The sequence below is a fragment of the Amycolatopsis sp. CFH S0740 genome (genome assembly GCF_004522315.1).
GTDB lineage: Bacteria > Actinomycetota > Actinomycetes > Mycobacteriales > Pseudonocardiaceae > Amycolatopsis > Amycolatopsis nivea.
The window spans coordinates 206,784-225,901 of the sequence record NZ_SDLS01000012.1 but is presented as its reverse complement, the minus strand read 5'-3'; the positions used below and the strand labels follow the sequence as shown (position 1 = coordinate 225,901).

Here is a 19,118-nt window from a genome sequence, read left to right as displayed (position 1 = left end):
GCAGGCACATGGCGGACAGCGGCTGGGACCTCATCGTGGTCGGCGCCGGATCCTCGGGAGCGGCGCTGGCAGTCCGCTCGGCGGAACGGGGCAAGCGGGTCCTGCTGCTCGAGGCCGGTCCGGATTACCGGTCCGCGGAGATGCCCGAAGCGTGGCGCTCGCCCAATCCCATCGTCGCCCTGCTGGACCCGGCCGCGGCCAAAGAAATGGTGTGGCGAGGCTTGGACTCCACGCGCACGGACAAACAGCTGCCGGCGCTGTACTGGCGCGGCCGGGGCGTGGGCGGCAGTTCGTCGATCAACGGGCAGATCGCGATCCGCCCGCCGATGGCGGATTTCGCTGATTGGGCGCTGCAGGGCTGGGGACCGGGCGACGTGCTGCCGTACTTCGCGAAGCTGGAGGACGACGAGGCTTTCGGCGACGAGCCCTACCACGGCCGCGGCGGCCCGACTCCGATTTACCGTATGCCGCAAGAGAATTGGGGCGCGGTCGACGCCGCGCTGCACCGCTCGGCGATCGCCGCGGGCTACGGCTGGGCACCGGATGTGAACGCTCCGGGAGCCAGCGGCGTCTCGCCGTACCCGATCAATTCCCGCGCCGGGCGGCGGGTTTCGGTCAACGACGCCTACCTGGAACCCGCCCGAACGCTGCCGAACCTGACCATCCGCGGCGACGCGCTCGTGGACCAGGTGCTCTTCGACGGCAGCCGCGCGATCGGCGTCCGGGTCGTCATCGGCGGGACGGCCACGACCGAGCTCGCCGACACGGTCGTGTTGAGTGCGGGCGCGATCCACACGCCGACAATCCTCCAGCGCTCCGGCGTGGGACCAGCGGGTCAGCTGCGGTCGCTCGGCATCGACGTCCGCGCGGACCTGCCGGTCGGCCGCGGCCTGCAGGACCATCCGATCGCGATGATCCAGCTCCCGCTGACCGAAGCGGCGGCGATCAAGACGCCGGACGACCGGCACACCAACGTCTGCGTCCGCTTCACCAGCGGCCCCGGCGCGCCCGAAGGCGACCTGATGTTCGTCTCGATGAACCAGAGCGTGCTCGCCATGGCGTTCGCGGACACCGGAGCCGGGGCCGGTTCGTACGGGGTGTGGCTCAACCAGAACTATTCGCGCGGCGAGGTCAGCCTCATCTCCACTGACCCGGACGCACAACCGTTGGTGCGTCAGCGAATGCTCTCCGACGAACGCGACCTGCCGCGGCTGCGCGCCGGTATTCGAGCGCTGGTCGAACTAGCTCGCGCCGACGAGACCGCGCCGATCCTCAGCGGTTCGTTGGAGAGCGCGAACGAGGAGCTGTTCGCGGTGCTGGACAACGACAGCGAGCTGGACGACTACCTGCTCGCCACCGCGGGCGACTCGCAGCACGCGACGAGCACGTGCCGGATGGGCGATCCCGGAGACCGCGAAACCGTGGTCGATCCCGACTGCCGGGTACTCGGCTTCGACGGCCTGCGCGTGGTCGACGCGTCGATCTTCCCTTTCGTTCCCCGGGCCAACACCAACCTGGCTTCGATCATGGCGGGCGAGCTGATGGCCGAGCGGCTCGACCGTTAAACGACGAGATTCCTCTCCGCTGAAACCCGGGTCCCGCTCCCGGTGACAACAAAGAATTCCGAATCGAACAACCGCACCGGATCGCGTGGTTCGCCTCCTTTCGGGATTCGGGTGCGCGCGGTAGCAATGCCGCGAAAGGCGCGCTATGGTGCTGCTGGCTCGTGGGGGACTTTGCCTGGAGGGGAAATGACCACACTGGACAACCGGCCGAAAACGGCATTGCTGGTGATCGACGTGCAGAACGCGGTCGTTTCCGGCGCGCACGCGCGGGACGAGGTCGTCGCGAACGTGGCGGAACTGGTGGCCAACGCCCGCGAGCACGCGGTGCCGGTGGTGTGGGTGCAGCATTCCGACGAGCAACTCGCGTCGGGGAGCGAGGAGTGGCAGATCGTGCCCGAACTCGCCCCCGCGGAGAGCGAGCGCCGGGTGGAGAAGAACTACGCGGATTCGTTCGAGGGCACCGCACTGGAAGAAGTGCTCTCGGATCTGTCGGTCGGCAAGCTCGTGGTAGCCGGCGCGCAAACCGACGAGTGCATCCGGGCCACGCTGCACACGGCGATCGTGAAAGGGTACGACGCGCTTCTGGTCGCCGACGCGCACACGACCGAGGACCATTCCGAATGGGGTGCCCCGCCGCCGGATCAGGTCATCGCGCACACGAACCTCTATTGGACCTACCACCGCGCGCCCGGTCGTTCGGCGGGCACGGTGCGGACGAAGGAGATGGACTTCGCCGCCATCGGCTGAACCGTCTCCGCCCCGGGTCCGCCGAGGAGAGCGGCTCGGGGTTGTTGCCGACGCCGCGTTTCACGCAGGTGTCGGGCTGATGCCCAGCCTGGCCGCGACTTCGGTCCGTTCAGCGTAAGGCTGCTTGCTCCAGTCGCGCGAGCGCGATTTCCTGGTTGACCAAGCGTGTCGATACGCGGTAACCGTCTCAAGTGGACACTCGTCCACGCCAACCGGCTCGAGCGCATCCCGCCGCTGCGCCGTTCGGGCGCGAGGATTGCGCCAAACGTGAACCTACCTTCGTCGGTGTCGCGATTGCCCGGAACTGTTCGAGAATCACGAACCTCAGGTTGATCACGTTCCGTTTCCACAACGAGACGGTTGGAGGCTCATGATCCGGTCACCCGACGCCCGGGGGAGGAGATCCCTCCGCAGTTAGCCGAGTCCGGCACCGAATCCGGAGGCCCGGAGGCGGGCTTCCCCAGCGGTGCACGTCCTTTCTCTCCCGTTCCGCGCAGGAGGAAACACATGCGATCGACACGTTTCAGGCTGAGCGTCCTCGCCGTCGGCTCGTTCGGCACGCTGGCCCTCGCCATGACCACCGTGCCCGCGGCGTCAGCAGCGGCGACACCGGCCGCGGTCATGAGCAGTCTCGGCTCCGCCACCGGCGGGCACTACCTCGACGACAGCGGCGCCTCGGTCGTCACTGTGCTCAACAACGCCGACGCGGCGAAGGTGCGCGCTTCCGGCCTGAACGCGCAGGTGGTGAAGTACAGCCTGAGCCAACTCAGCACGGTGAAACAGCAACTGGACGCCACCGGCGGCGTGCCCAGCGCCGGCTGGGGTCTCGACCTCGCGCACAACCAGGTCGTCGTCGACGTCTACGACGCCACCCCGAAGGCACAGAAGGACGCGCTGCTCGAGACCGCCCGCCAGCACGGCGACATGGTCCGCGTCGAACACCATCCGGGTGCGATGTCGTTGTTCATCAAGGGCGGCGACAAGATCAGCAACGGCCAAGCGTCCTGCTCCAACGGATTCAACGTGGAGAAGGACGGCAAGAAGCTGCTCCTCTCCGCAGGCCACTGCGAAAAACTCGGCGGCGGCGGTCCGTGGAACGACGGCAAGACCGTCGACGCGGTGTTCCCCGACGAAGACAACATGCTCGTGGAGAACGCTTCGGGCGAAGGACCGAGCGAGATCAACGACGGCACCAAGATCACCGAATTCGCCGACGCGACAGTCGGCGAGCAGATGAAGCGCGCCGGCATCACCTCCGGCGTGACGTCGGGCAAGGTCACCAAGGTCGACTACACCTTCGAAGCGGAGGGTTACACGGTCTACCACGAGTTCTGCACGACCGCCCACTCCGACCACGGCGACTCCGGCGGCCCGGCCTACGACGGGGGCAAGGGCCTCGGCACTCTCTCCGGGGGAGACACGCAGACGTCGTGCTTCTTCCCGGCAACGCTGTCGGCCAAGCGGTACGGGGTGACGCTGCCCCAGTCCTGATCCGCGGGTGCCGTCGGGAGGCTCTGGAGCCGGGCCTCCCGACGGTCGCGCCCAGGGCTTGCCGCATTCCCAGCGGCCAAGTGGTCCACCGTCCGGCAAACCCGGCCGAAGAACCTCACGACGCAAGTCTCGCGTCCGGCGGTTGCCGCTTCGGGTGCGCACCGGCGGCCGGATCGATCACGTGAGCAGGCGGACCGAGCGCTGGCGAACGGGGGAGAGACTGGCGGGCGATGAGCCTCGTGCCGAACGATCTCTCTTGCCGGAGCGATGATCTGCCCCGGCTGAAGCTCGAGTCGGCCGCTGCAGGCACTATCCGAGTGCGCCCAGCTCCTGCAAGCGTGCCAGCGCGGCGGCGGCGTGTTCGCGCAACGCTTCGTCCAGTTCGCGTCGTTCTGCCGCTGAAGCTTCCGGCGATACGAAGTACTCGTCAACGTCCGAGAACAACTTGTCGAGGACGGTGAACACGTCGTCAGGGCACCGAACTTCGTCGTTCTTCATCAATTCCAAGTACTGCTGTTCGAATTGGGCAGCATTGATCGTGCGGTCGACAAACCGTCCGATCAGGTCGCCGTAGTCGGCTGCGTCGCGCTTGTGCTCTTCGGCAGCGCTCATCGTCCCCCTCCGCCCAAGGCAACAATCGCCTCCTGCCTGTCAAAGAGCGTGCTGCACCGGTCCCCAGGCCGCCACAGGAAGCCCATGCTCAGCAGCGAACTGAGCAGCCGCGAAGTCATCCAGCAGTTCGCCCCGATCGTCGACCAACCGGCACACCATCGCCACCGGATGGTGCCCGGCCGCGGAAACGAGTTCGACCGCTCGTTCCCAAACCCGGGGGCGGCCACTCGAAGCGCACCGGACAGGCAGCACATGCCCAGGACGGATCAGATCGGCGGGCACCGTGCCCGGATTGGCGAGGACTCGCATGGTGCGGGCGCGGTCGCGGGCCGAGATGCCGGTTCCGGTGTCGACCGCGTCGACGGCGACGGTGAAGGACGTTCCGCTGTCTTCCGAGGCGAGTACGGGCTGGTCAGGGATCCGCAGGCGGTCCAGCCAGGCGGACGGGGCGGCGGCGTGCAGCAGGCCGCTGGAGTACCGGATGGCGAAGTGCAGCAGTTCGGGCGTCGAGGACTGCGCGGGCAGGACGAGCACGGCTCCGTCGTCGTCCGGGAGTACTGCGGGGCGGCCGGAGGCGAGGGCGAGATAAACAGTGTCGGCTGGGGCCGGGAGGGTGCAGAGGTCGGTCATCGGGGGTTCCTTGCGGTGGTCAGGGTGCGGCGTCGCCGGTGCGCAGGCCTGCGAGGAGGGCGCGGCGGCTGGCTCGGACGTGCTCTCGCATGACCTGTTCGGCGCTGTCGCCGTCTTTCGACAGGATCAGTTCGAGGACGTGGTGGTGTTCGCGGTCGGACTGGTGCGGCCGGCCCGGTTGTTTGAGCGACGTGGTGACCAGGCGCGAGTAGGCGAGCTGGTTCATCAGGGTGCGGTAGTGCGCTTCGAGTTTGCGGTTGTCCGCGCCGACGATGATGAGGTCGTGGAATTCTTCGACGAGCTGTGCGTAGCGCGCCCGGTCGTCGGCGTCGACGGCCAGGTCGGCTTGGCGCAGATTCTCTTTCAGCTGGTCGATCTCGGGCACTTGGCCGCGCTGGGCGAGCAGGCGCGCCGCGGCTCCTTCGAGGAGTTCCTTCATCTCGAACAGTTCCGTGATTTCCCGGCGGGACGGTGCGGTGACGAAGGTGCCGACGCGCGGGCGGATCTCGACCAGGCCTTCGGTCTGCAGCTGTTTGAAGGTTTCCCGGACCGGGGTGCGGCTGACGCCGAATTCCTCGGCGAGCGCGAGTTCGGACAGGCTCATCCCGGGCGAGACCTCGCCGGCGATGATGCGCCGCCGGATCTCGGCGATCAGCCTGCCCTGGATGGAGCCGGTGCTCGTCCCGTTGACGCCAGCCATGGTGCCTGTCTCCCTTCGCCTGCCCCGCGTTCCGCTGCCGGTCTAGGCCAGCGGATCGAGGGCGCTTCCGTCGAAGAACCTACCTGCGCTGTACACCATCGACGGGATGTCGGCGGCCTCCGCGTGGACGACCCGGCAGATGAACACCGTGTGCGTGCTGGCCAGCAGCCGCTCGCGGATCTCGACCTCCATCCGTGCGGCGCTGCCCTCCAGCAGCGGGCTGCCGTGCGGGCCCGGCGTCCAGTCCAGGCCCGCGAACTTGTCGGCGGATTTCGTCGCGAACGTCTTGACGACGTCGAGCTGCCCGGCGGACAGGATGTTGATCGCCAGGTGCCCGGTCCGGTACAGGCAGTCGTGCGTGGAGGACGTGTGCTGGACGGCGACCATCACCGTCGGCGGGTCGAGCGAGATGCTGGAGAACGCGTTGACGGCGAGCCCGCGCGGGGTGTCGCCGTCGAGCGCGGCCACGACGGTGACGCCGCTGACGAACCGGCTGTTGACCTGCTTCATCAGGTCCGGGTCGGGGAAGGTCATCGGGGTGTTCCTCGGCGGGATCGTGGAAGTCATGGCGGTCACCGGTCCTGTCCGACGGCGACGATGCCGAGTGCGGTGAGCAGGGCGCGCGGGTCCCAGGTGACCGTCTCCTCGAAGATGCGGTCTTCGCTGAACCGCGCGAAGGTGGCGCCGTTGACCGCGACGGACCGGTTGGTCGCGGGAACGCCGAGGAACGACTCGGTGTGCGAACCGGTGCTGTGCCAGCGGATGGCCGCGCGGTCGCCTTCGACGACGATCTCGTCCACGACGGTCGTCAGGTCCGGGAACGCGGAGCGGGTCGAGACGATGGAGGCTTTGAACTGGTCGCGGTCGTGTTCGGCGCCGCCGCTTTCGATCCGGCGGTAGCCGGGGCTGAGCAGGTCGTCGAGAGCGTCGACCTCGCCGCGGTCCCAGGCGCTCTCCCAGGCGGCGCGGATGCGGTCGCGCCGGGAGTCGTTGTCGGCCAGCACGATGTGTCCCTTCTCTTGGTGCGGGGCGGTCAGGACGCCCGGGCTGTGCTCTTGACCTCGGCGGCCTTGACGGCGGGGTCGTCGAAAACCGGCTTCTCGCGGTGCCACAACGGCGGCAGCCGGTAGGTCAGGACGAAGACGATCGCCGCGACGCCGAAGCCGACGAAGTACGACAGGTCGCCCCACTCGGGATGCGCTTTCGCCATGGGGCCCACGTAGAACGACAGGTTCCAGAACAGCGCGGAGACCGCCGCGCCGACCACCCAGGCGACGAAACCCCATTCCAGGATCCGGCGGGAGTCGTAGAGTTCGGCGATGCGCGACCGGTCGCGCCGGTGCCCGAGCGCGTAGTCGAGCAGCAGCACCGCGCCGAACGGGGCGATCAGGTACGCGCCCAGGAACAGGAAGGTCTTGAACTTCGCCTCGAAACCTTCGTCCGCCCACAGGCTGATCGCGTAGGCGACCGCGCAGATGGCGGTGACCGCGGTGCGGCGGCTGATCGGGATCCGCAGCGTCTGCACCGAGATCGCGCCGCCGTAGACGTTCAGGAAGTTCTGCGAGAACGACGAGATCAGGATGACCAGCAGCGCCGGGATGTGGAACGGACCGGTGAGCCGGTCGAGCGCCTCGATGGGGCTTTCGCCGGACGCGGCCGAGTTGCCCAGCAGCGCGCCCGCGATGCCCAGCCAGGACAGCGACAGGAAGTTGCCGGCGAAGGTCCAGATGCCGGTGGCGCGGTTGACGCGGTTGCTGTCGGGCAGGTAGCGGGAGTAGTCGGAGGCGAACGGCCACCAGGCGATCAGGAAGGACAGGAAGTAGCCGGCGAAGGTGATCCAGCCGCCGGTGCCGCCGATCCAGCCGGACGCGTGCGGGTTGGACTGGAAGCTGCCGGTCCAGCCGCGGCTGACCGAGACGACGGTGATCATCACGAAGCCGAAGAACAGCACGACCGCGAGGATCCGCTCGAGGTAGTGGATCATGTTGTAGCCGAACACGGCCACGACGAGCTGCAGCACGACCAGCACGAGCGTGCCCAGCCAGTAGGGGATGCCCGGGGCGAGCGCCTTGAGCGCCTGCCCGCCGAGGATGACGGTGACCGCGGCCCAGCCGATGCCGGCGAAGACGTTCACGTAGGCGACCGGGATGAAGTTCCCGAAGAACCCGAGCGGCCCGCGGGCCTGGATCTGCTGGGCGACGCCGAGGCGCCCGCCCATCCGGGAGAAGACGCCCATCAGCACCGCGCCGAGCAGCGAACCGCCGATGATCGCGGTGACCGCGGACGTGAGCGACAGCCCGAAGCCGGACGCGACGAACCCGAGCACCATGATCGGGAAGTTCATGCCGGCCGCGAACCAGATGAAGAACTGCGAGACCGGCTTGCCGTGCCGTTCGGAGTCGGGGATCGCGTCCACTCCGTACGGTTCGACGACCGCGATCCGGTCGCGGTAGTGCAGGTCCGGTGCTTCCCCGGCCGGTACCGGGGATGCAGCGTCGTTGCTGGGCATCGGATCACCTTTCGCGGGGGGATCGAAGCGCGGGAGACAAGGCGGACGACGGGGCGTCCGGATCGGCCGGTACTGCGGCGGGGGCCGCTTCCCTGGCATGCAAGAGAAGGTAGGCGCGGCCACGCTTGCATGTCAATGGGTTGCGACCGCCATTGCGGGGGAGGACCCGGCAGCCCGGCTGGCGTGCAAGCTGAGAAACCGCACTTGATCTGCTGTTATGCACTTCCGATCTGCATCGAACTGGGACTTTTGGCGAGTGGGACAGGTGCGGTCCGCGCTCGATCCCTTGACGTCTGACCCGTCCCGACTTACGGTCTGTGGCATGCAAGAGGAAGTGAGCGCTGACGAGATCGGCCTGCGCAAGGTCGCGGTCTACCGCGAAGAGGTGGTCACCGAGGCCGGTGCGCCGCCCGCGCGGCCCGCCGTGCAGGCGAGCGTCGCCGCGGTGCTGCGGAATCCGTGGCTGGGCACGAGCCCTTCGCGGGACCTGTCGCCGGAGGTCGTGTCGATCGCGCCGGTCCTGGCCCGGGTGCTGACCGGACGGCTGCTGGACGCGCTGGGCGGGGTGGACGCCGTCGAGGCGTTCGGGAAGGCCGCGGTGGTCGGCAACGCCGGCGAGATCGAGCACGGCGGCGCGCTGATCCACACCCCGTACTTCGGCAACCTGATGCGCGAGTTCCTCGAGGGCGAATCGATCATCTGCTTCGCCGACACCCGCGCGGAAGCCGGTACGACGCTGGTGGTTCCGCTGTGGCACAAGACCCACGCCGCGACCCGGAGCCACTACCAGACGGTCACCACGCGGATTTCCGACGCGCCCCGGCCCGGCGAGATCGTCGTCGTCGCCGCGGCCTCCACCGGTCCCCGCCCGCATCCCCGCATCGGGGACCGCACCACCGATCCCGCTGTCACCTCGAAGAAACTGGAGAGCGTTCCGTCATGAAGCTGCGCAAGATCGTCACCGTCGTCGAGGAGACCCTGACCGAGGGCGGCCGCCCGGTGGAACCGGCCGCGCGGGTCGCCGTGGTCGCCGCGATCATCGAAAACCCTTGGCACGGACAGGGATTCGTCGACGACCTGGCTCCCGGGATCGAGGCGACGGCCTCGGACGTCGGCGCCCTGCTCGCCCCCCGGGTGATGGAGGCGCTGGGCGGGCCCGCGGAGGCGTACGGCAAGGCCGCCATCGTCGGGCTAGACGGCGAGATCGAGCACGGCTCGGCGCTCATCCACACCCTGAAGTTCGGCGACCACTTCCGCAAGGCGGCCAACGCCACCACGCTGCTGCCCGCCGTCGAGAAGCGCGCGCCGGCGGGGATCGTCTTCGACATCCCGCTCAAGCACATCACCGACGCCACGATCCGCTCGCACCACCAGACGGTCGAGGTCCGCATCGCCGACGCGCCGCACGCCGGCGAGATCGTCGTGGCCCTCGCCGCCGCCGCGCAGGGACGTCCCCAGCAGCGGCTCGCTCCGCTCACCACCGAGCAGTAGCCGCCGATGACCGCGCAGACGCTGGTTCTCCTGCACGGGGTGGGTCTCGACCGCACCGTGTGGGAGCCGGTGACCGCACTGCTCGGCGGCCGGTTCCGGATCGTCGCGCACGATCTGCCCGGCCACGGCTCGCGGCCGCCGGTACCCGAGGGCACGACACTGGGCGATCTCGCCGCCGGCGTCGCCGCAGAGATCCCGCCCGGCGCGCACGTGGTGGGATTCTCGCTCGGCGCGCTCGTGGCGCAGCATCTGGCGGTGCACCGCCCGGAGCTCGTGGCGACGCTGACCTCGGTCAGCTCGGTCTGCCGTCGCACCGAGGCCGAACGGGCGGCGGTGCTGAAGCGCTTGGCCACGGCGGAGGCCGACCCGCGAGCGAGCACGGCCGCCTCGTTGCACCGGTGGTTCGACGGGACGGACGTGTCCGCGGACCGGATCCGCGCCACCGAAGCCACGCTGGAAGCCAATGATCCGGCCAGTTTCGCCCGTTGCTACCGCGTGTTCGCGACGGCCGACGCGGAGATCGGGCCGCGGCTCGGGGAGATCCGGGCTCCGGCGCTCGCGGTCACCGGCGAACTGGACCCTGGCTCCACGCCGGAGATGACGCGCCGGCTCGCCGAGGCCGTCCCGGACTGCACTGCGGAGGTGATCCCGGGCGCCCGGCACCTGCTTCCCGTCCAGAACCCCCGCGAACTCGTCACCTGTTTGACCGCATTCATCGGAAGGTGCTCCCATGTCTGAGCCGCGACGGCTGTACCACTTCATCGGCGGCAAGCCGACGCCGCCGGATTCGGGCGAGTATTTCCCGAGCGCCAACCCGGCCACCGGCGAAGTCCTCTATGAGGCGGCGCGCGGCAACCACCGCGACATCGCCGCCGCGGTGGAAGCGGCCCGCAAGGCGTTCGACGACTCGCAATGGCAGGCGCTGAGCCAGACCCGGCGCGGTCATCTGCTGCGCCGCCTCGGCGACCTCATCGCGGAGAACGCCGAAGAACTCGCCCGTTCGGAAAGCCTCGACAACGGGAAACTGTTGCGCGAAATGCGCGGCCAGCTCGCCACTTTGCCCGAGTACTACCACTACTACGCCGGGCTGGCGGACAAGATCCAGGGCGACGTGATCCCGACGTCCGACCGGCGGGTCCTCAACTACACCGTCCGCGAACCGCTGGGCGTCGTCGGCGCCATCACGCCCTGGAACTCGCCGCTCACCCTGACCGGCAGCAAACTCGCGCCGGCCCTGTGCGCGGGCAACACGGTCGTGATCAAGCCGTCCGAGCACACGTCCGCGACGGTGCTGCGCCTCGCCGAACTCGCGGTCGAGGCGGGTTTCCCGCCGGGAGCGGTCAATGTCGTGACCGGGTTCGGCGCCGAGGCGGGACAGCCGCTGGTGGACCACCCCGGGCTCGCCAAGATCTCGTTCACCGGCAGCACCGCCACCGGGTCGCGGATCGCCGCCGCCGCGGCGGGCCGGTTCATCGGCTCGACACTCGAACTCGGCGGGAAGTCGCCGAACATCGTCTTCGAGGACGCGGATGTCGCGAACGCGGCGACCGGTGTGGTGGCGGGGATTTTCGCCGCCGCCGGGCAGACCTGCATCGCGGGCAGCCGGGTGTTCGCCCACCGCGCCGTGTACGACGAACTGCTCGAACGCGTCAGCGAACGGGCCCGCAGCATCCGCATCGGCGACCCGCTAGCCGACGACACCGAACTGGGCCCGCTCGCGTTCCCGGACCAGCGCGACAAGGTCGCGTCCTATGTGGACCTCGCCCGCAGCGAGGGCGCCCGGGTGCTGACCGGCGGCCGCGCCACCGACGGCGGCCTCGGCGGCTGCTTCTACGAACCCACTGTGCTCGTAGACGTCCACAATGGAATGCGCGCCGTGCGCGAGGAGATCTTCGGCCCGGTCGCCGCGATCATGCCGTTCGACACCGAAGACGAGGTCGTGGCGCTGGCGAACGACACCGACTACGGGCTCGCCGCGGGGGTGTGGACGACGAATCTCGCCCGCGCGCACCGGATGGCGGCGCGGCTGGACGCCGGCACGGTGTGGGTGAACACCTACCGCGCCATGTCGCCGATGTCGCCCCGGCAGGGCTTCAAGGCCAGCGGCGTCGGCGTCGAGCACGGCACCGAGACCATCAAGGAATACACCCGCCTCAAGAGCGTCTGGATCAACACCGACGAAGGCCCGGTGCCCGATCCGTTCGTGATGCGGGGCTGACCGTGCCGAACATCGACATCAGCCTCGCCGAGGGCCGGAGCGAACAGCAGATCCGCGACCTGATCTCGGCCGTGCACGAGGCGGTGCTGAGCACCGTCGGCGCCCGGCCCGAGCACATCCGCGTCCTCGTCCGCGAAATCCCCCGGACCCGGTGGGCCACCGGGAACCAGACCATCGCCGAGATGCACGACAGCCGACCGAAGGAGTTTCAATGAGGTTCTCCCTCTTCGTCCACATGGAACGCTGGGACGAGCAGACCACCCACCGCGAGCAGTTCGAGAACCTGGCCGAACTGGCGCTCATGGCCGAGGCCGGCGGGTTCGGCACCGTGTGGGTCGGCGAGCACCACGCGATGGAGTACACGATCGCGCCCAGCCCGATGCCCGTCCTCGCCTACCTCGCCGCCAAGACCAGCACCATCCGGCTGGGCGCGGGCACTATCATCGCCCCGTTCTGGAACCCGATCCGCGCCGCGGGCGAAACCGCGCTGCTGGACGTGATCAGCAACGGCCGCATGGAAGTCGGCGTCGCCCGCGGCGCCTACCAGATCGAATTCGACCGGCTCGCCCCCGGCCTGAAGGCCACCGACGGCGGCAAGCACCTGCGGGAACTGGTGCCCGCGGTCCGCGCGCTCTGGCAGGGCGACTACGCCCACGACGGCGAGATCTGGCAGTTCCCGACCGCGACCAGCGTCCCCAAGCCGGTCCAGCAGCCGACGCCGCCGATGTGGGTCGCCGCCCGGGACCCGGCGTCGCACGACTTCGCGGTCGAACAGGGGTGCAACGTCATGGTGACGCCGCTGATGAAGGGCGACGAGGAGGTGGCCGCGCTCAAGGAGAAGTTCGACACCGCGGTCGGCAACCACCCCGAGGTCCCGCAGCCGGAGATCATGGTGCTGCGCCACACCTACGCGCACTCGCCCGACGACCCCGACGGCTGGCGTCCGGCGGCCGCCGCGATTTCCCGGTTCTACCGCACGTTCGACGCCTGGTTCGGCAACAAGACCGTGCCGGAGAACGGTTTCCTCGAGCCGAGCCCGGAGTCGAAGTTCGCCGATCGTCCCGAATTCTCGCTCGATTCCTTGCACCGCACCGCGATGATCGGCACCCCGGAGGAGATCATCGCCCGCCTCAAGGAATACGAAGCACTGGGCATCGACGAGTTCAGCTACTGGACCGACAACAGCATGACGCACGAAGAGAAGAAGGAATCCCTCGCCCGCTTCATCTCCGACGTCGTGCCGGTCTTCTCCTGACAGTGCGCCGTCACGCGCCGTCGGGGTCGTTGCGCTTCTGGCGCAGGGATCGGCGCACCAGCATCGCCGTCAGCACAATGATGACCAGGGCCAGCGCCACCACGGTATCCGGTATGGCGCCGAAAACCCGCTGGACCGTCTGCTGCGCCTCGAATTGCTGGTCCACGCCGACCGCGGCCCCGACTGTTGCGGTGCCGTCGGTGGCGAGGAAGAGGACGCCGATGGCGATGAACAGCAGGCCGGAGATCAGGGACGTCGACTGGGTGCGCAGCGGGCCGATCCGCAGCTCGCGGCCGCGCAGCCAGCGGCGCGACGACAGGCGCAGGCGGTCCCACAACAGGGCCAGCGCGAACAGCGGTGCTGCCATCCCGACGGCGTAGACGGCCATCAGCAAGGCGCCGTAGGCCGGGTGCGCGCCGAGAGCGGCGACGGTCAGAATGCCGCCCAGCAGCGGGCCGGAGCAGAATCCGGCGAGACCGTACACCGTGCCGAGCGCGAAAACGGAGACCAGGCTGGAGATGCGCCATTTCCCGGCGAACCGTCCGGCGGCGGTGCTGCCGAATCCCAGGCCGACGATCGTCATCAGTCCGAGCAGAACCAGCAAGGCGCCGCCCACGGTGGTGGCGATGCCGCGGTAGCGGGTGAGCAGTTCCCCGATCGCCGCCACTCCGGCGCCCAGCGGCACGAGCACGACCATGAGACCCGCGAGGAAGGCCGCGGTGCGCGAAAGCAGCGCGCCGACTGTGTCGAACGCGTAAGCGAAAAACGACGGCAGCAGCAGCGCGGCACACGGGCTGACGAGAGAAAGGAGACCGCCGAGGAAGGCGGTGAGCAGGCTGACGCCGGTCACGACGCGCCGGCCAGGGCGCGGTCGATCTGCTGCTCGAACAGCTCGGTCGGCTGGGCGCCGAGGACCGGGTAGCCGTTGACGGAGAACGCGGGCGTGCTGGACACCCCGAGCGCGGACGCCTCGGCGAGGTCCGTGCGCACCTCCTGGGCGAGCTGCGGGGAGGCGGTGTCCTGCTGGAAGCGGGCCAGATCGGGGACCCCGGCGGTGCGCGCGAATCCCAGGAGCCGGTCCGGGGGCAGATCCGGGTGGCCCTTCTCGGGCGCGGCGTCGTAGAGGGCGTGGTTGAACTCCCAGAACTTCCCCTGCAACGCCGCGGCGCGGCCCGCGATCGCGGCTCGCATCGACTGGTCGCCGAAGATGGGGAAGTCGCGCCACTCGATCCGCAGCTTGCCGGTGTCGACGTACCGTTTGGCCAGCGTGCGTTCGGTGTCCTTGCTGAACTTCGCGCAGAACGGGCACCGGTAGTCGGAGAAGATCACCATGGACACCGGTGCGTCCGGCTTGCCGAGCGCGAGCGGATCGCCGGGCTTGCGGTGCGCGAGTTCGCCGAGCGGGCCGAGGGACGGCTTGGCCGCCGGGGGAGCGGTGGCGGGCGAGGCGTTCGTGTCGGTCTTCGAGGAAATGACCGCGAAGACCACGAGCCCCAGCACGGCGACGGCCAGCGCCGCCGCGAGGACGAGGGTGGGAACTCCGCCGTTGCGCCGAGCCATGCCGCCGACTCCTCTACTAAGCCGATAGTAGTTGACTACTAAGAACCTAGTAGACGGCGGCGGCCGGAGATCAGCCGGGGCCGGAAAGTCAGCTGGTGCGGCTCAGGCAGAGCAGCGTGAGCGACGCGACCGCCATCGCGGCGGACACCAGCGGCGGCAAGAGCGCCGTGGTTCCGGCGAGGCCGCGCGAGATCGCCCCGGAGCGCCGCAGCATCGGCGAGCGGGGCCGCGTCAGCCACGAAACCCTGGCTTGTACGTGCGCGCCGAAACCGACGACACCGGGTGGGGCAGGGGCGGGTGCCATCGAGTGCAGGGCGCCGGTGACGGCGGGAAGACCGCACGCGTTGACTGCCGCGGCATCCGCGGAAAGCTCGCACAACACGGAAATCGCGGCCGGGGCGGCGCGGCACAACGGAACCCACGGCAGTGCGCGGGCCATCGAATGGGCGAGGGTGACCGCGAGGTGGTGCCGTCCGCGCAGATGTGCTCGTTCGTGGGCGAGCACAGCTTCGGCGACATCGTCGTCGAGGCGGTCCACCGCGGTCGAGGCGACGACGATCCCGCGGCGGAACCGGCCGATCGAGAACGCGAGCGGCTGTTCGCTGGGCACCCACCAGACGTCGCCGGACACCCGGGCCACCGCGCGCAGGGTCCTCGCGCGGTCGCGGCGGTTCCGGCTGCCGCTGACCAGATCCGCGGTCAGCACGCTGCCGAGCCGGACGAGGAGCAGCAGCACGGTGAGGCCGGTGAGGAGCCGGGTCAGCAGGAGCCACGGGAACGCGGAGTGGCCGATCGCCCGCCAGCAGACGGTGGCGAGCCCGAGCGCGCCGTCCGGGACGGCCGGGTCGGGGCTCAGCAGGATGACTGCCGCCGACAGGGCAGTCGCGATCATCGCGAGGGCGGCGGCCAGCCACGCGCACAGCGACAGAGCGGGATGGACCCGCGGCGTGCTGCCGGGCCGCAGGTAGCGGGGCGCCCCGGCGGCGATGACGACCGAGGCGAGCAGGAAGGCGACGGCGAGTGTCACGAGCGCTCCGGCTTCCGGGGCTCGTCGAGGGCTTGGCGCAGGAACTGCGATTCTTCGGTGTCCATGTCGCGCGCGAAGCTCATCAGCACCCCGCGCGGATCACCCAGCGAGTCGAGCAGATCGCGGAGCATCTGCGCCCCGGCCTCCTCGCGGGCGCGGGCGGGACGGTAGGACCACGCGCGCCCGTCGCGTTCCCGGACGACCCAGCCTTTGGTGTGCAGGTTGTCGAGCACGGTCATGACGGTGGTGTAGGCGAGAGCGCGCTCGGCCCGCAGCGTCGAATGGACCGCACGGACGGTCTGAGGGACGTCCGAGTCCCACAGCGCCGCCATGATTCGGCTTTCCAAGTCACCTAGACCAGCCACCCCAGTGATGTACCACAGCCGGGGCGGGCGGGCGTCTCCCGGTGGTGCCTGCTGACGCGCATCGCCCGCCAGCGGTCTGGCGGGCGATGCGGCTGATCACCGAGATTCCGGCGGGGCGTGTTCTGGGTTCGGTGGGCCTGCCGTCCCGTTGTTCAGCCTGCGACGCAGAACCGCGACCCACCACAGGAAACCGACCCCCAGCACGACCGCGGCAGTGACCGCGTTCTGCCGGTTCTCCTCAGGCACCGTCAGGGCAGCGACCACCGCGGCGCACCAGAGCAGGCCGAGCACGACGACGGGGTTCAGCCAGCGGCCGAGGTCGAAGACGCCGGGCCGGGCGGCGGGGATGCGGCCTCGGCGGGCGGCGATGGCGGTCGCGGTCAGGGTCAGGCCGTAGACCAGGTAGTAGGTCAGGCCGACCATGGCGTAGATCTGGCCGACGATGCCGCCGTTGAGCAGGTTGAGCCCGATCGCGACCGCGGCGACGAAGACGATCGCCCGGACCGGCGCGCGGCTGCGGCTGCCGACCTTCTGCAGGCCCCGGGAGGCGGGCAGCATGTTGTCGCGGGACAGTGCGAAGGTCATCCGGGTCGCGACCGCCATGTTGGCGATCAGGCAGGCGAAGATCGAGGCGAAGGCGACCACGATCATCATCGCCCGGGCGAACGGCCCGAGATGCACGGCGAGCAAGCGCAGCACCGGGTTTTCCGCGCTGGCGAAGAAAGTCGCGGGGTCGGCGGGCAGGGCCATGCCGAGCAGCGCGAAGATCAGGAAACCGATGACGCCGGACACGAGCACGGCCCGGAACATCGCGCGCGGGGCGGCGCGGCGCGGGTCGAGCGTTTCCTCCGCGAGGTCGGCGGCTCCTTCCCAGCCGAGGAGCACGTAGACCGGGAGCAGGGCCGCCAGCGAGACACCGGTGAGGGTCGCCGCGCCTCCGCTCAGCGGGTGGGTGTCGGTCAGGATCCGGGGGCCTTCGGTGTGCCCGAAGAACACGAGCAGCCCGGCGACCAGCACGATGCCGAGGACGACGGTGCCGATCAGTTCGATGGACGCGCCGATGTTGTTGATCCGCGTCGCGACCTTGACCCCGATGATGTTCAGCCCGGCGACCACGACGGTGCAGCCGATGGACAGCGCCTGCACCTGGCGCGGCGTCGGGTCCGTCCAGATCTCCGGAGCGAACACGGTGCCGACCGCGGCGGCCGTCCCGGCGGTGCCGGCGAGGAACGAGACCAGCGCGATCCAGCCGGTGAACCAGCCGAAGTTCGGGCCGACCAGCCGGCTCGACCATTGGTAGGCGTAGCCGGTGATGGGGATCCGCCCGGCCAGGTGCGCGTACACCGCGACCAGGGTGAGGACCAGCAGCAGCACCGGCAGCCACAGGAAGACCGCCGAACCGCCGAGGTACTGGTACGGGTCGGTGAACAGGGTGATGATGCCGGTGTTGATCGACACCATCGAGAACGCGAGCGCGAACGCGGTGAACGAGCTCATGGTCCGGCGCAGCTGCGGCCGGTAGCCGAGCGTGGCGAGATCGTCGTCGTCGGAAACCCGTGCGGCGCGGGCCCGGGTGGCGCCCGGGTGCTCCGGCGCGTTCACCGGACGCCGGTCCGGTAGTCGCGTTCGACGTCGCCCAGCACGTCGTCCAGGACGTCGAGAGCGTGCGAAAGCTGGTCCCGGCTGATGTCGAGCGGCGGCTTGATCTTGATCAGGCTGCCCAGGTTCGCGTAGCGGCTTTCCCCGAAGATCACTCCCTTGCGTTGCGCCCGAAGGAAAACCTCGTGCGCTTCGGCGGTCGCCGGTTCCTTGGTCGCCCGGTCGCGGACCAGGTCGATCGACACCATCAGGCCGGGGGAGCGGACGTCGCCGATCAGCGGGTGGCGCGTCTGCATCTCCCGCAGCCGCTCGGTCGCATAGGCGCCGTGCTCGGCCGCGCGGGCGGGCAGGTCGTCCTCGATGATCGCTTTGACCGTCGCGAGCCCGGCGGCGATCGAAACCGGGAACTGGCCGAAGGTGAGCTGATCGTCGCCGGCGAGGAACTTCGCGTGCTCGTGCTTGGCGAGGACCCCGGCGAGCGGGAAACCGCCGCCGACGCCCTTGCCGAACACGAGGATGTCGGGGTCGAGGCCGTAGTGCTCGCTCGCCCACATCCTCCCGGTCCGGCCGAACCCGGTCTGCACCTCGTCGACGATCAGCAGCATCCCGAATTCGTCGCAGAGCTCGCGGATGCCGCGGTGCCAGCTCGCGGAGAACTCGTTGTGCCCGCCGTTGCCCTGGATCGGCTCGTAGATCAGGGCGGCGACCGGGCCTTCGGCACCCTTCTCCAGGATGTCGCGGACGACGGCGAGCGTCAGTTCGGTGTCCTCTTCGGCGGTCCGGCCGAGCCGGGGGCGGAAGAGGTCCGGCCGGGGCAGCCGCAGGAACCGGGGCTGCAGCCGGGCGAACGCGTTGCCCGGATGCGGCCAGCTGGCGGCCATCGTGGCGATCGACCGTCCGTGGTAACCGTCGTGCAGCACCGCGACGTGCTCGGCGTCCGGGCGGTTGCGCAGGGCGAGCTTCAGTGCCATCTCCACCGCCATCGACCCGTGCAGGGTGAACCCGACCCGGTTGAGGTCGCCGGGGGCGATCGACACCATCAGCGCGGCCAGCTCGAGCAGCGCCGGGGTGTGGAACGTGGGGCGGGCGTGGGTGAGCTCGCGAGTCTGCGCGATCGCGGCCTCGATGACGCGCTCGTCGCAGGCGCCGAGGTTGTTCGACCAGGCCTGCGCGGTGCAGTCGAGGTACTCGTTGCCGCGGTCGTCCCACACCAGCGAGCCCTGGGCGCGGACCAGGGTCAGCTTCTCCGGGTCGCCGCCGGCCGGCTCGTGCAGGAGGGCCTCCCGCCCGAGGAGGTGCAGGTCGGGCGTGTCCGTCAGCGTGCTCGTCACGGTTTCTCCTTGGCAGCG

Annotated in this window: 21 protein-coding genes; 9 read left to right on the top strand and 12 right to left on the bottom strand. The window is 69.6% G+C overall.

Features of this window, described 5'->3' with window-relative positions; all coding sequences use genetic code 11:
- Positions 1–8 precede the first annotated feature (8 nt).
- The 3 genes from EIZ45_RS21975 to EIZ45_RS21965 all read left to right on the top strand — a co-directional run bounded on the left by EIZ45_RS21975 (position 9) and on the right by EIZ45_RS21965 (position 3,803).
- Positions 9–1,565 (top strand): GMC family oxidoreductase, encoded by a 1,557-nt coding sequence (locus tag EIZ45_RS21975; protein WP_134665986.1) that lies wholly within the window; start codon positions 9–11, stop codon positions 1,563–1,565.
- Between the two features lie 186 nt (positions 1,566–1,751).
- Positions 1,752–2,312, top strand: a complete 561-nt coding sequence (locus EIZ45_RS21970; protein WP_134665988.1) for an isochorismatase family protein — start codon at positions 1,752–1,754, stop codon at positions 2,310–2,312.
- Positions 2,313–2,819: 507 nt separating this feature from the next.
- On the top strand, positions 2,820–3,803 hold the full coding sequence (locus EIZ45_RS21965) for a S1 family peptidase (protein WP_134665990.1): 984 nt from the start codon (positions 2,820–2,822) through the stop codon (positions 3,801–3,803).
- A 309-nt stretch (positions 3,804–4,112) separates the two neighbouring features.
- Here the strand turns inward: EIZ45_RS21965 and EIZ45_RS21960 are convergent, their stop codons facing one another.
- From EIZ45_RS21960 to EIZ45_RS21935, 6 genes are read right to left on the bottom strand one after another with little or no spacing between them, the layout of a single operon-like run.
- Positions 4,113–4,415: a colicin immunity domain-containing protein gene (locus tag EIZ45_RS21960; protein ID WP_037814495.1), complete on the bottom strand. Its 303-nt coding sequence runs from the start codon at positions 4,413–4,415 to the stop codon at positions 4,113–4,115.
- Positions 4,416–4,454: 39 nt separating this feature from the next.
- Positions 4,455–5,045, bottom strand: a complete 591-nt coding sequence (locus EIZ45_RS21955) for a 3,4-dihydroxy-2-butanone-4-phosphate synthase (RefSeq protein WP_134665992.1) — start codon at positions 5,043–5,045, stop codon at positions 4,455–4,457.
- Positions 5,046–5,064: 19 nt separating this feature from the next.
- A complete protein-coding gene (locus tag EIZ45_RS21950; RefSeq protein WP_037814493.1) occupies positions 5,065–5,745 on the bottom strand; it encodes a GntR family transcriptional regulator in 681 nt (226 codons plus the stop codon).
- A gap of 42 nt (positions 5,746–5,787) precedes the next feature.
- Positions 5,788–6,312, bottom strand: coding sequence for a flavin reductase family protein (locus EIZ45_RS21945; RefSeq protein ID WP_199817725.1), 525 nt, complete (start codon positions 6,310–6,312; stop codon positions 5,788–5,790).
- Between the two features lie 5 nt (positions 6,313–6,317).
- Positions 6,318–6,749, bottom strand: a complete 432-nt coding sequence (locus EIZ45_RS21940; RefSeq protein ID WP_240690755.1) for an ester cyclase — start codon at positions 6,747–6,749, stop codon at positions 6,318–6,320.
- 29 nt (positions 6,750–6,778) lie between these two features.
- Positions 6,779–8,254 carry a cytosine permease gene (locus tag EIZ45_RS21935; protein WP_134665994.1) on the bottom strand — a complete coding sequence of 492 codons (1,476 nt, stop codon included), beginning with the start codon at positions 8,252–8,254 and terminating at the stop codon, positions 6,779–6,781.
- A gap of 322 nt (positions 8,255–8,576) precedes the next feature.
- Between EIZ45_RS21935 and EIZ45_RS21930 the strand changes: the two genes are divergently transcribed.
- The 6 genes from EIZ45_RS21930 to EIZ45_RS21905 are packed head-to-tail and all read left to right on the top strand — an operon-like array spanning position 8,577 to position 13,218.
- Positions 8,577–9,197: an amino acid synthesis family protein gene (locus tag EIZ45_RS21930; RefSeq protein WP_134665996.1), complete on the top strand. Its 621-nt coding sequence runs from the start codon at positions 8,577–8,579 to the stop codon at positions 9,195–9,197.
- Positions 9,194–9,745, top strand: coding sequence for an amino acid synthesis family protein (locus tag EIZ45_RS21925; RefSeq protein ID WP_134665999.1), 552 nt, complete (start codon positions 9,194–9,196; stop codon positions 9,743–9,745). Before EIZ45_RS21930 ends, EIZ45_RS21925 begins: the two co-directional genes overlap by 4 nt.
- Before the next feature lie 6 nt (positions 9,746–9,751).
- Complete coding sequence (locus EIZ45_RS21920; RefSeq protein ID WP_134666000.1) at positions 9,752–10,483, top strand: alpha/beta fold hydrolase; 732 nt, start codon at positions 9,752–9,754, stop codon at positions 10,481–10,483.
- A complete protein-coding gene (locus EIZ45_RS21915) occupies positions 10,476–11,963 on the top strand; it encodes an aldehyde dehydrogenase (RefSeq protein ID WP_134666002.1) in 1,488 nt (495 codons plus the stop codon). The genes EIZ45_RS21920 and EIZ45_RS21915 overlap by 8 nt, the downstream gene beginning before the upstream one ends.
- Before the next feature lie 2 nt (positions 11,964–11,965).
- On the top strand, positions 11,966–12,178 hold the full coding sequence (locus tag EIZ45_RS21910; protein WP_134666004.1) for a tautomerase family protein: 213 nt from the start codon (positions 11,966–11,968) through the stop codon (positions 12,176–12,178).
- Positions 12,175–13,218 (top strand): LLM class flavin-dependent oxidoreductase, encoded by a 1,044-nt coding sequence (locus tag EIZ45_RS21905; RefSeq protein ID WP_037814479.1) that lies wholly within the window; start codon positions 12,175–12,177, stop codon positions 13,216–13,218. The genes EIZ45_RS21910 and EIZ45_RS21905 overlap by 4 nt, the downstream gene beginning before the upstream one ends.
- 10 nt (positions 13,219–13,228) lie before the next feature.
- On the opposite strand, the gene EIZ45_RS21900 is transcribed toward EIZ45_RS21905, so the two are convergent.
- From EIZ45_RS21900 to EIZ45_RS21875, 6 genes are all read right to left on the bottom strand, one after another.
- Positions 13,229–14,068 (bottom strand): cytochrome c biogenesis CcdA family protein, encoded by an 840-nt coding sequence (locus tag EIZ45_RS21900; protein WP_134666006.1) that lies wholly within the window; start codon positions 14,066–14,068, stop codon positions 13,229–13,231.
- Positions 14,065–14,778, bottom strand: a complete 714-nt coding sequence (locus tag EIZ45_RS21895) for a thioredoxin domain-containing protein (protein ID WP_134666008.1) — start codon at positions 14,776–14,778, stop codon at positions 14,065–14,067. The genes EIZ45_RS21900 and EIZ45_RS21895 overlap by 4 nt, the downstream gene beginning before the upstream one ends.
- A gap of 88 nt (positions 14,779–14,866) precedes the next feature.
- The gene (locus EIZ45_RS21890; RefSeq protein WP_134666010.1) at positions 14,867–15,805 is read right to left on the bottom strand and encodes a M56 family metallopeptidase; all 939 of its coding nucleotides are present in this window, start codon (positions 15,803–15,805) and stop codon (positions 14,867–14,869) included.
- Positions 15,802–16,170 carry a BlaI/MecI/CopY family transcriptional regulator gene (locus EIZ45_RS21885; protein WP_043827548.1) on the bottom strand — a complete coding sequence of 123 codons (369 nt, stop codon included), beginning with the start codon at positions 16,168–16,170 and terminating at the stop codon, positions 15,802–15,804. The genes EIZ45_RS21890 and EIZ45_RS21885 overlap by 4 nt, the downstream gene beginning before the upstream one ends.
- 96 nt (positions 16,171–16,266) lie before the next feature.
- Positions 16,267–17,772 carry an APC family permease gene (locus EIZ45_RS21880; protein ID WP_051171507.1) on the bottom strand — a complete coding sequence of 502 codons (1,506 nt, stop codon included), beginning with the start codon at positions 17,770–17,772 and terminating at the stop codon, positions 16,267–16,269.
- Positions 17,769–19,100, bottom strand: a complete 1,332-nt coding sequence (locus EIZ45_RS21875; RefSeq protein WP_205670089.1) for an aspartate aminotransferase family protein — start codon at positions 19,098–19,100, stop codon at positions 17,769–17,771. The genes EIZ45_RS21880 and EIZ45_RS21875 overlap by 4 nt, the downstream gene beginning before the upstream one ends.
- Positions 19,101–19,118: the final 18 nt, after the last annotated feature.

Excerpts from the sequence above, each read along its gene's own strand:
- EIZ45_RS21975 (WP_134665986.1), top strand. The coding sequence starts at position 9 with ATGGCGGACAGCGGCTGGGACCTCATCGTGGTCGGCGCCGGATCCTCG.
- EIZ45_RS21970 (WP_134665988.1), top strand. The coding sequence starts at position 1,752 with ATGACCACACTGGACAACCGGCCGAAAACGGCATTGCTGGTGATCGAC.
- EIZ45_RS21965 (WP_134665990.1), top strand. The coding sequence starts at position 2,820 with ATGCGATCGACACGTTTCAGGCTGAGCGTCCTCGCCGTCGGCTCGTTC.
- EIZ45_RS21960 (WP_037814495.1), bottom strand. The coding sequence starts at position 4,415 with ATGAGCGCTGCCGAAGAGCACAAGCGCGACGCAGCCGACTACGGCGAC.
- EIZ45_RS21955 (WP_134665992.1), bottom strand. The coding sequence starts at position 5,045 with ATGACCGACCTCTGCACCCTCCCGGCCCCAGCCGACACTGTTTATCTC.
- EIZ45_RS21950 (WP_037814493.1), bottom strand. The coding sequence starts at position 5,745 with ATGGCTGGCGTCAACGGGACGAGCACCGGCTCCATCCAGGGCAGGCTG.
- EIZ45_RS21945 (WP_199817725.1), bottom strand. The coding sequence starts at position 6,312 with ATGACTTCCACGATCCCGCCGAGGAACACCCCGATGACCTTCCCCGAC.
- EIZ45_RS21935 (WP_134665994.1), bottom strand. The coding sequence starts at position 8,254 with ATGCCCAGCAACGACGCTGCATCCCCGGTACCGGCCGGGGAAGCACCG.
- EIZ45_RS21930 (WP_134665996.1), top strand. The coding sequence starts at position 8,577 with ATGCAAGAGGAAGTGAGCGCTGACGAGATCGGCCTGCGCAAGGTCGCG.
- EIZ45_RS21925 (WP_134665999.1), top strand. The coding sequence starts at position 9,194 with ATGAAGCTGCGCAAGATCGTCACCGTCGTCGAGGAGACCCTGACCGAG.
- EIZ45_RS21920 (WP_134666000.1), top strand. The coding sequence starts at position 9,752 with ATGACCGCGCAGACGCTGGTTCTCCTGCACGGGGTGGGTCTCGACCGC.
- EIZ45_RS21915 (WP_134666002.1), top strand. The coding sequence starts at position 10,476 with ATGTCTGAGCCGCGACGGCTGTACCACTTCATCGGCGGCAAGCCGACG.
- EIZ45_RS21905 (WP_037814479.1), top strand. The coding sequence starts at position 12,175 with ATGAGGTTCTCCCTCTTCGTCCACATGGAACGCTGGGACGAGCAGACC.
- EIZ45_RS21895 (WP_134666008.1), bottom strand. The coding sequence starts at position 14,778 with ATGGCTCGGCGCAACGGCGGAGTTCCCACCCTCGTCCTCGCGGCGGCG.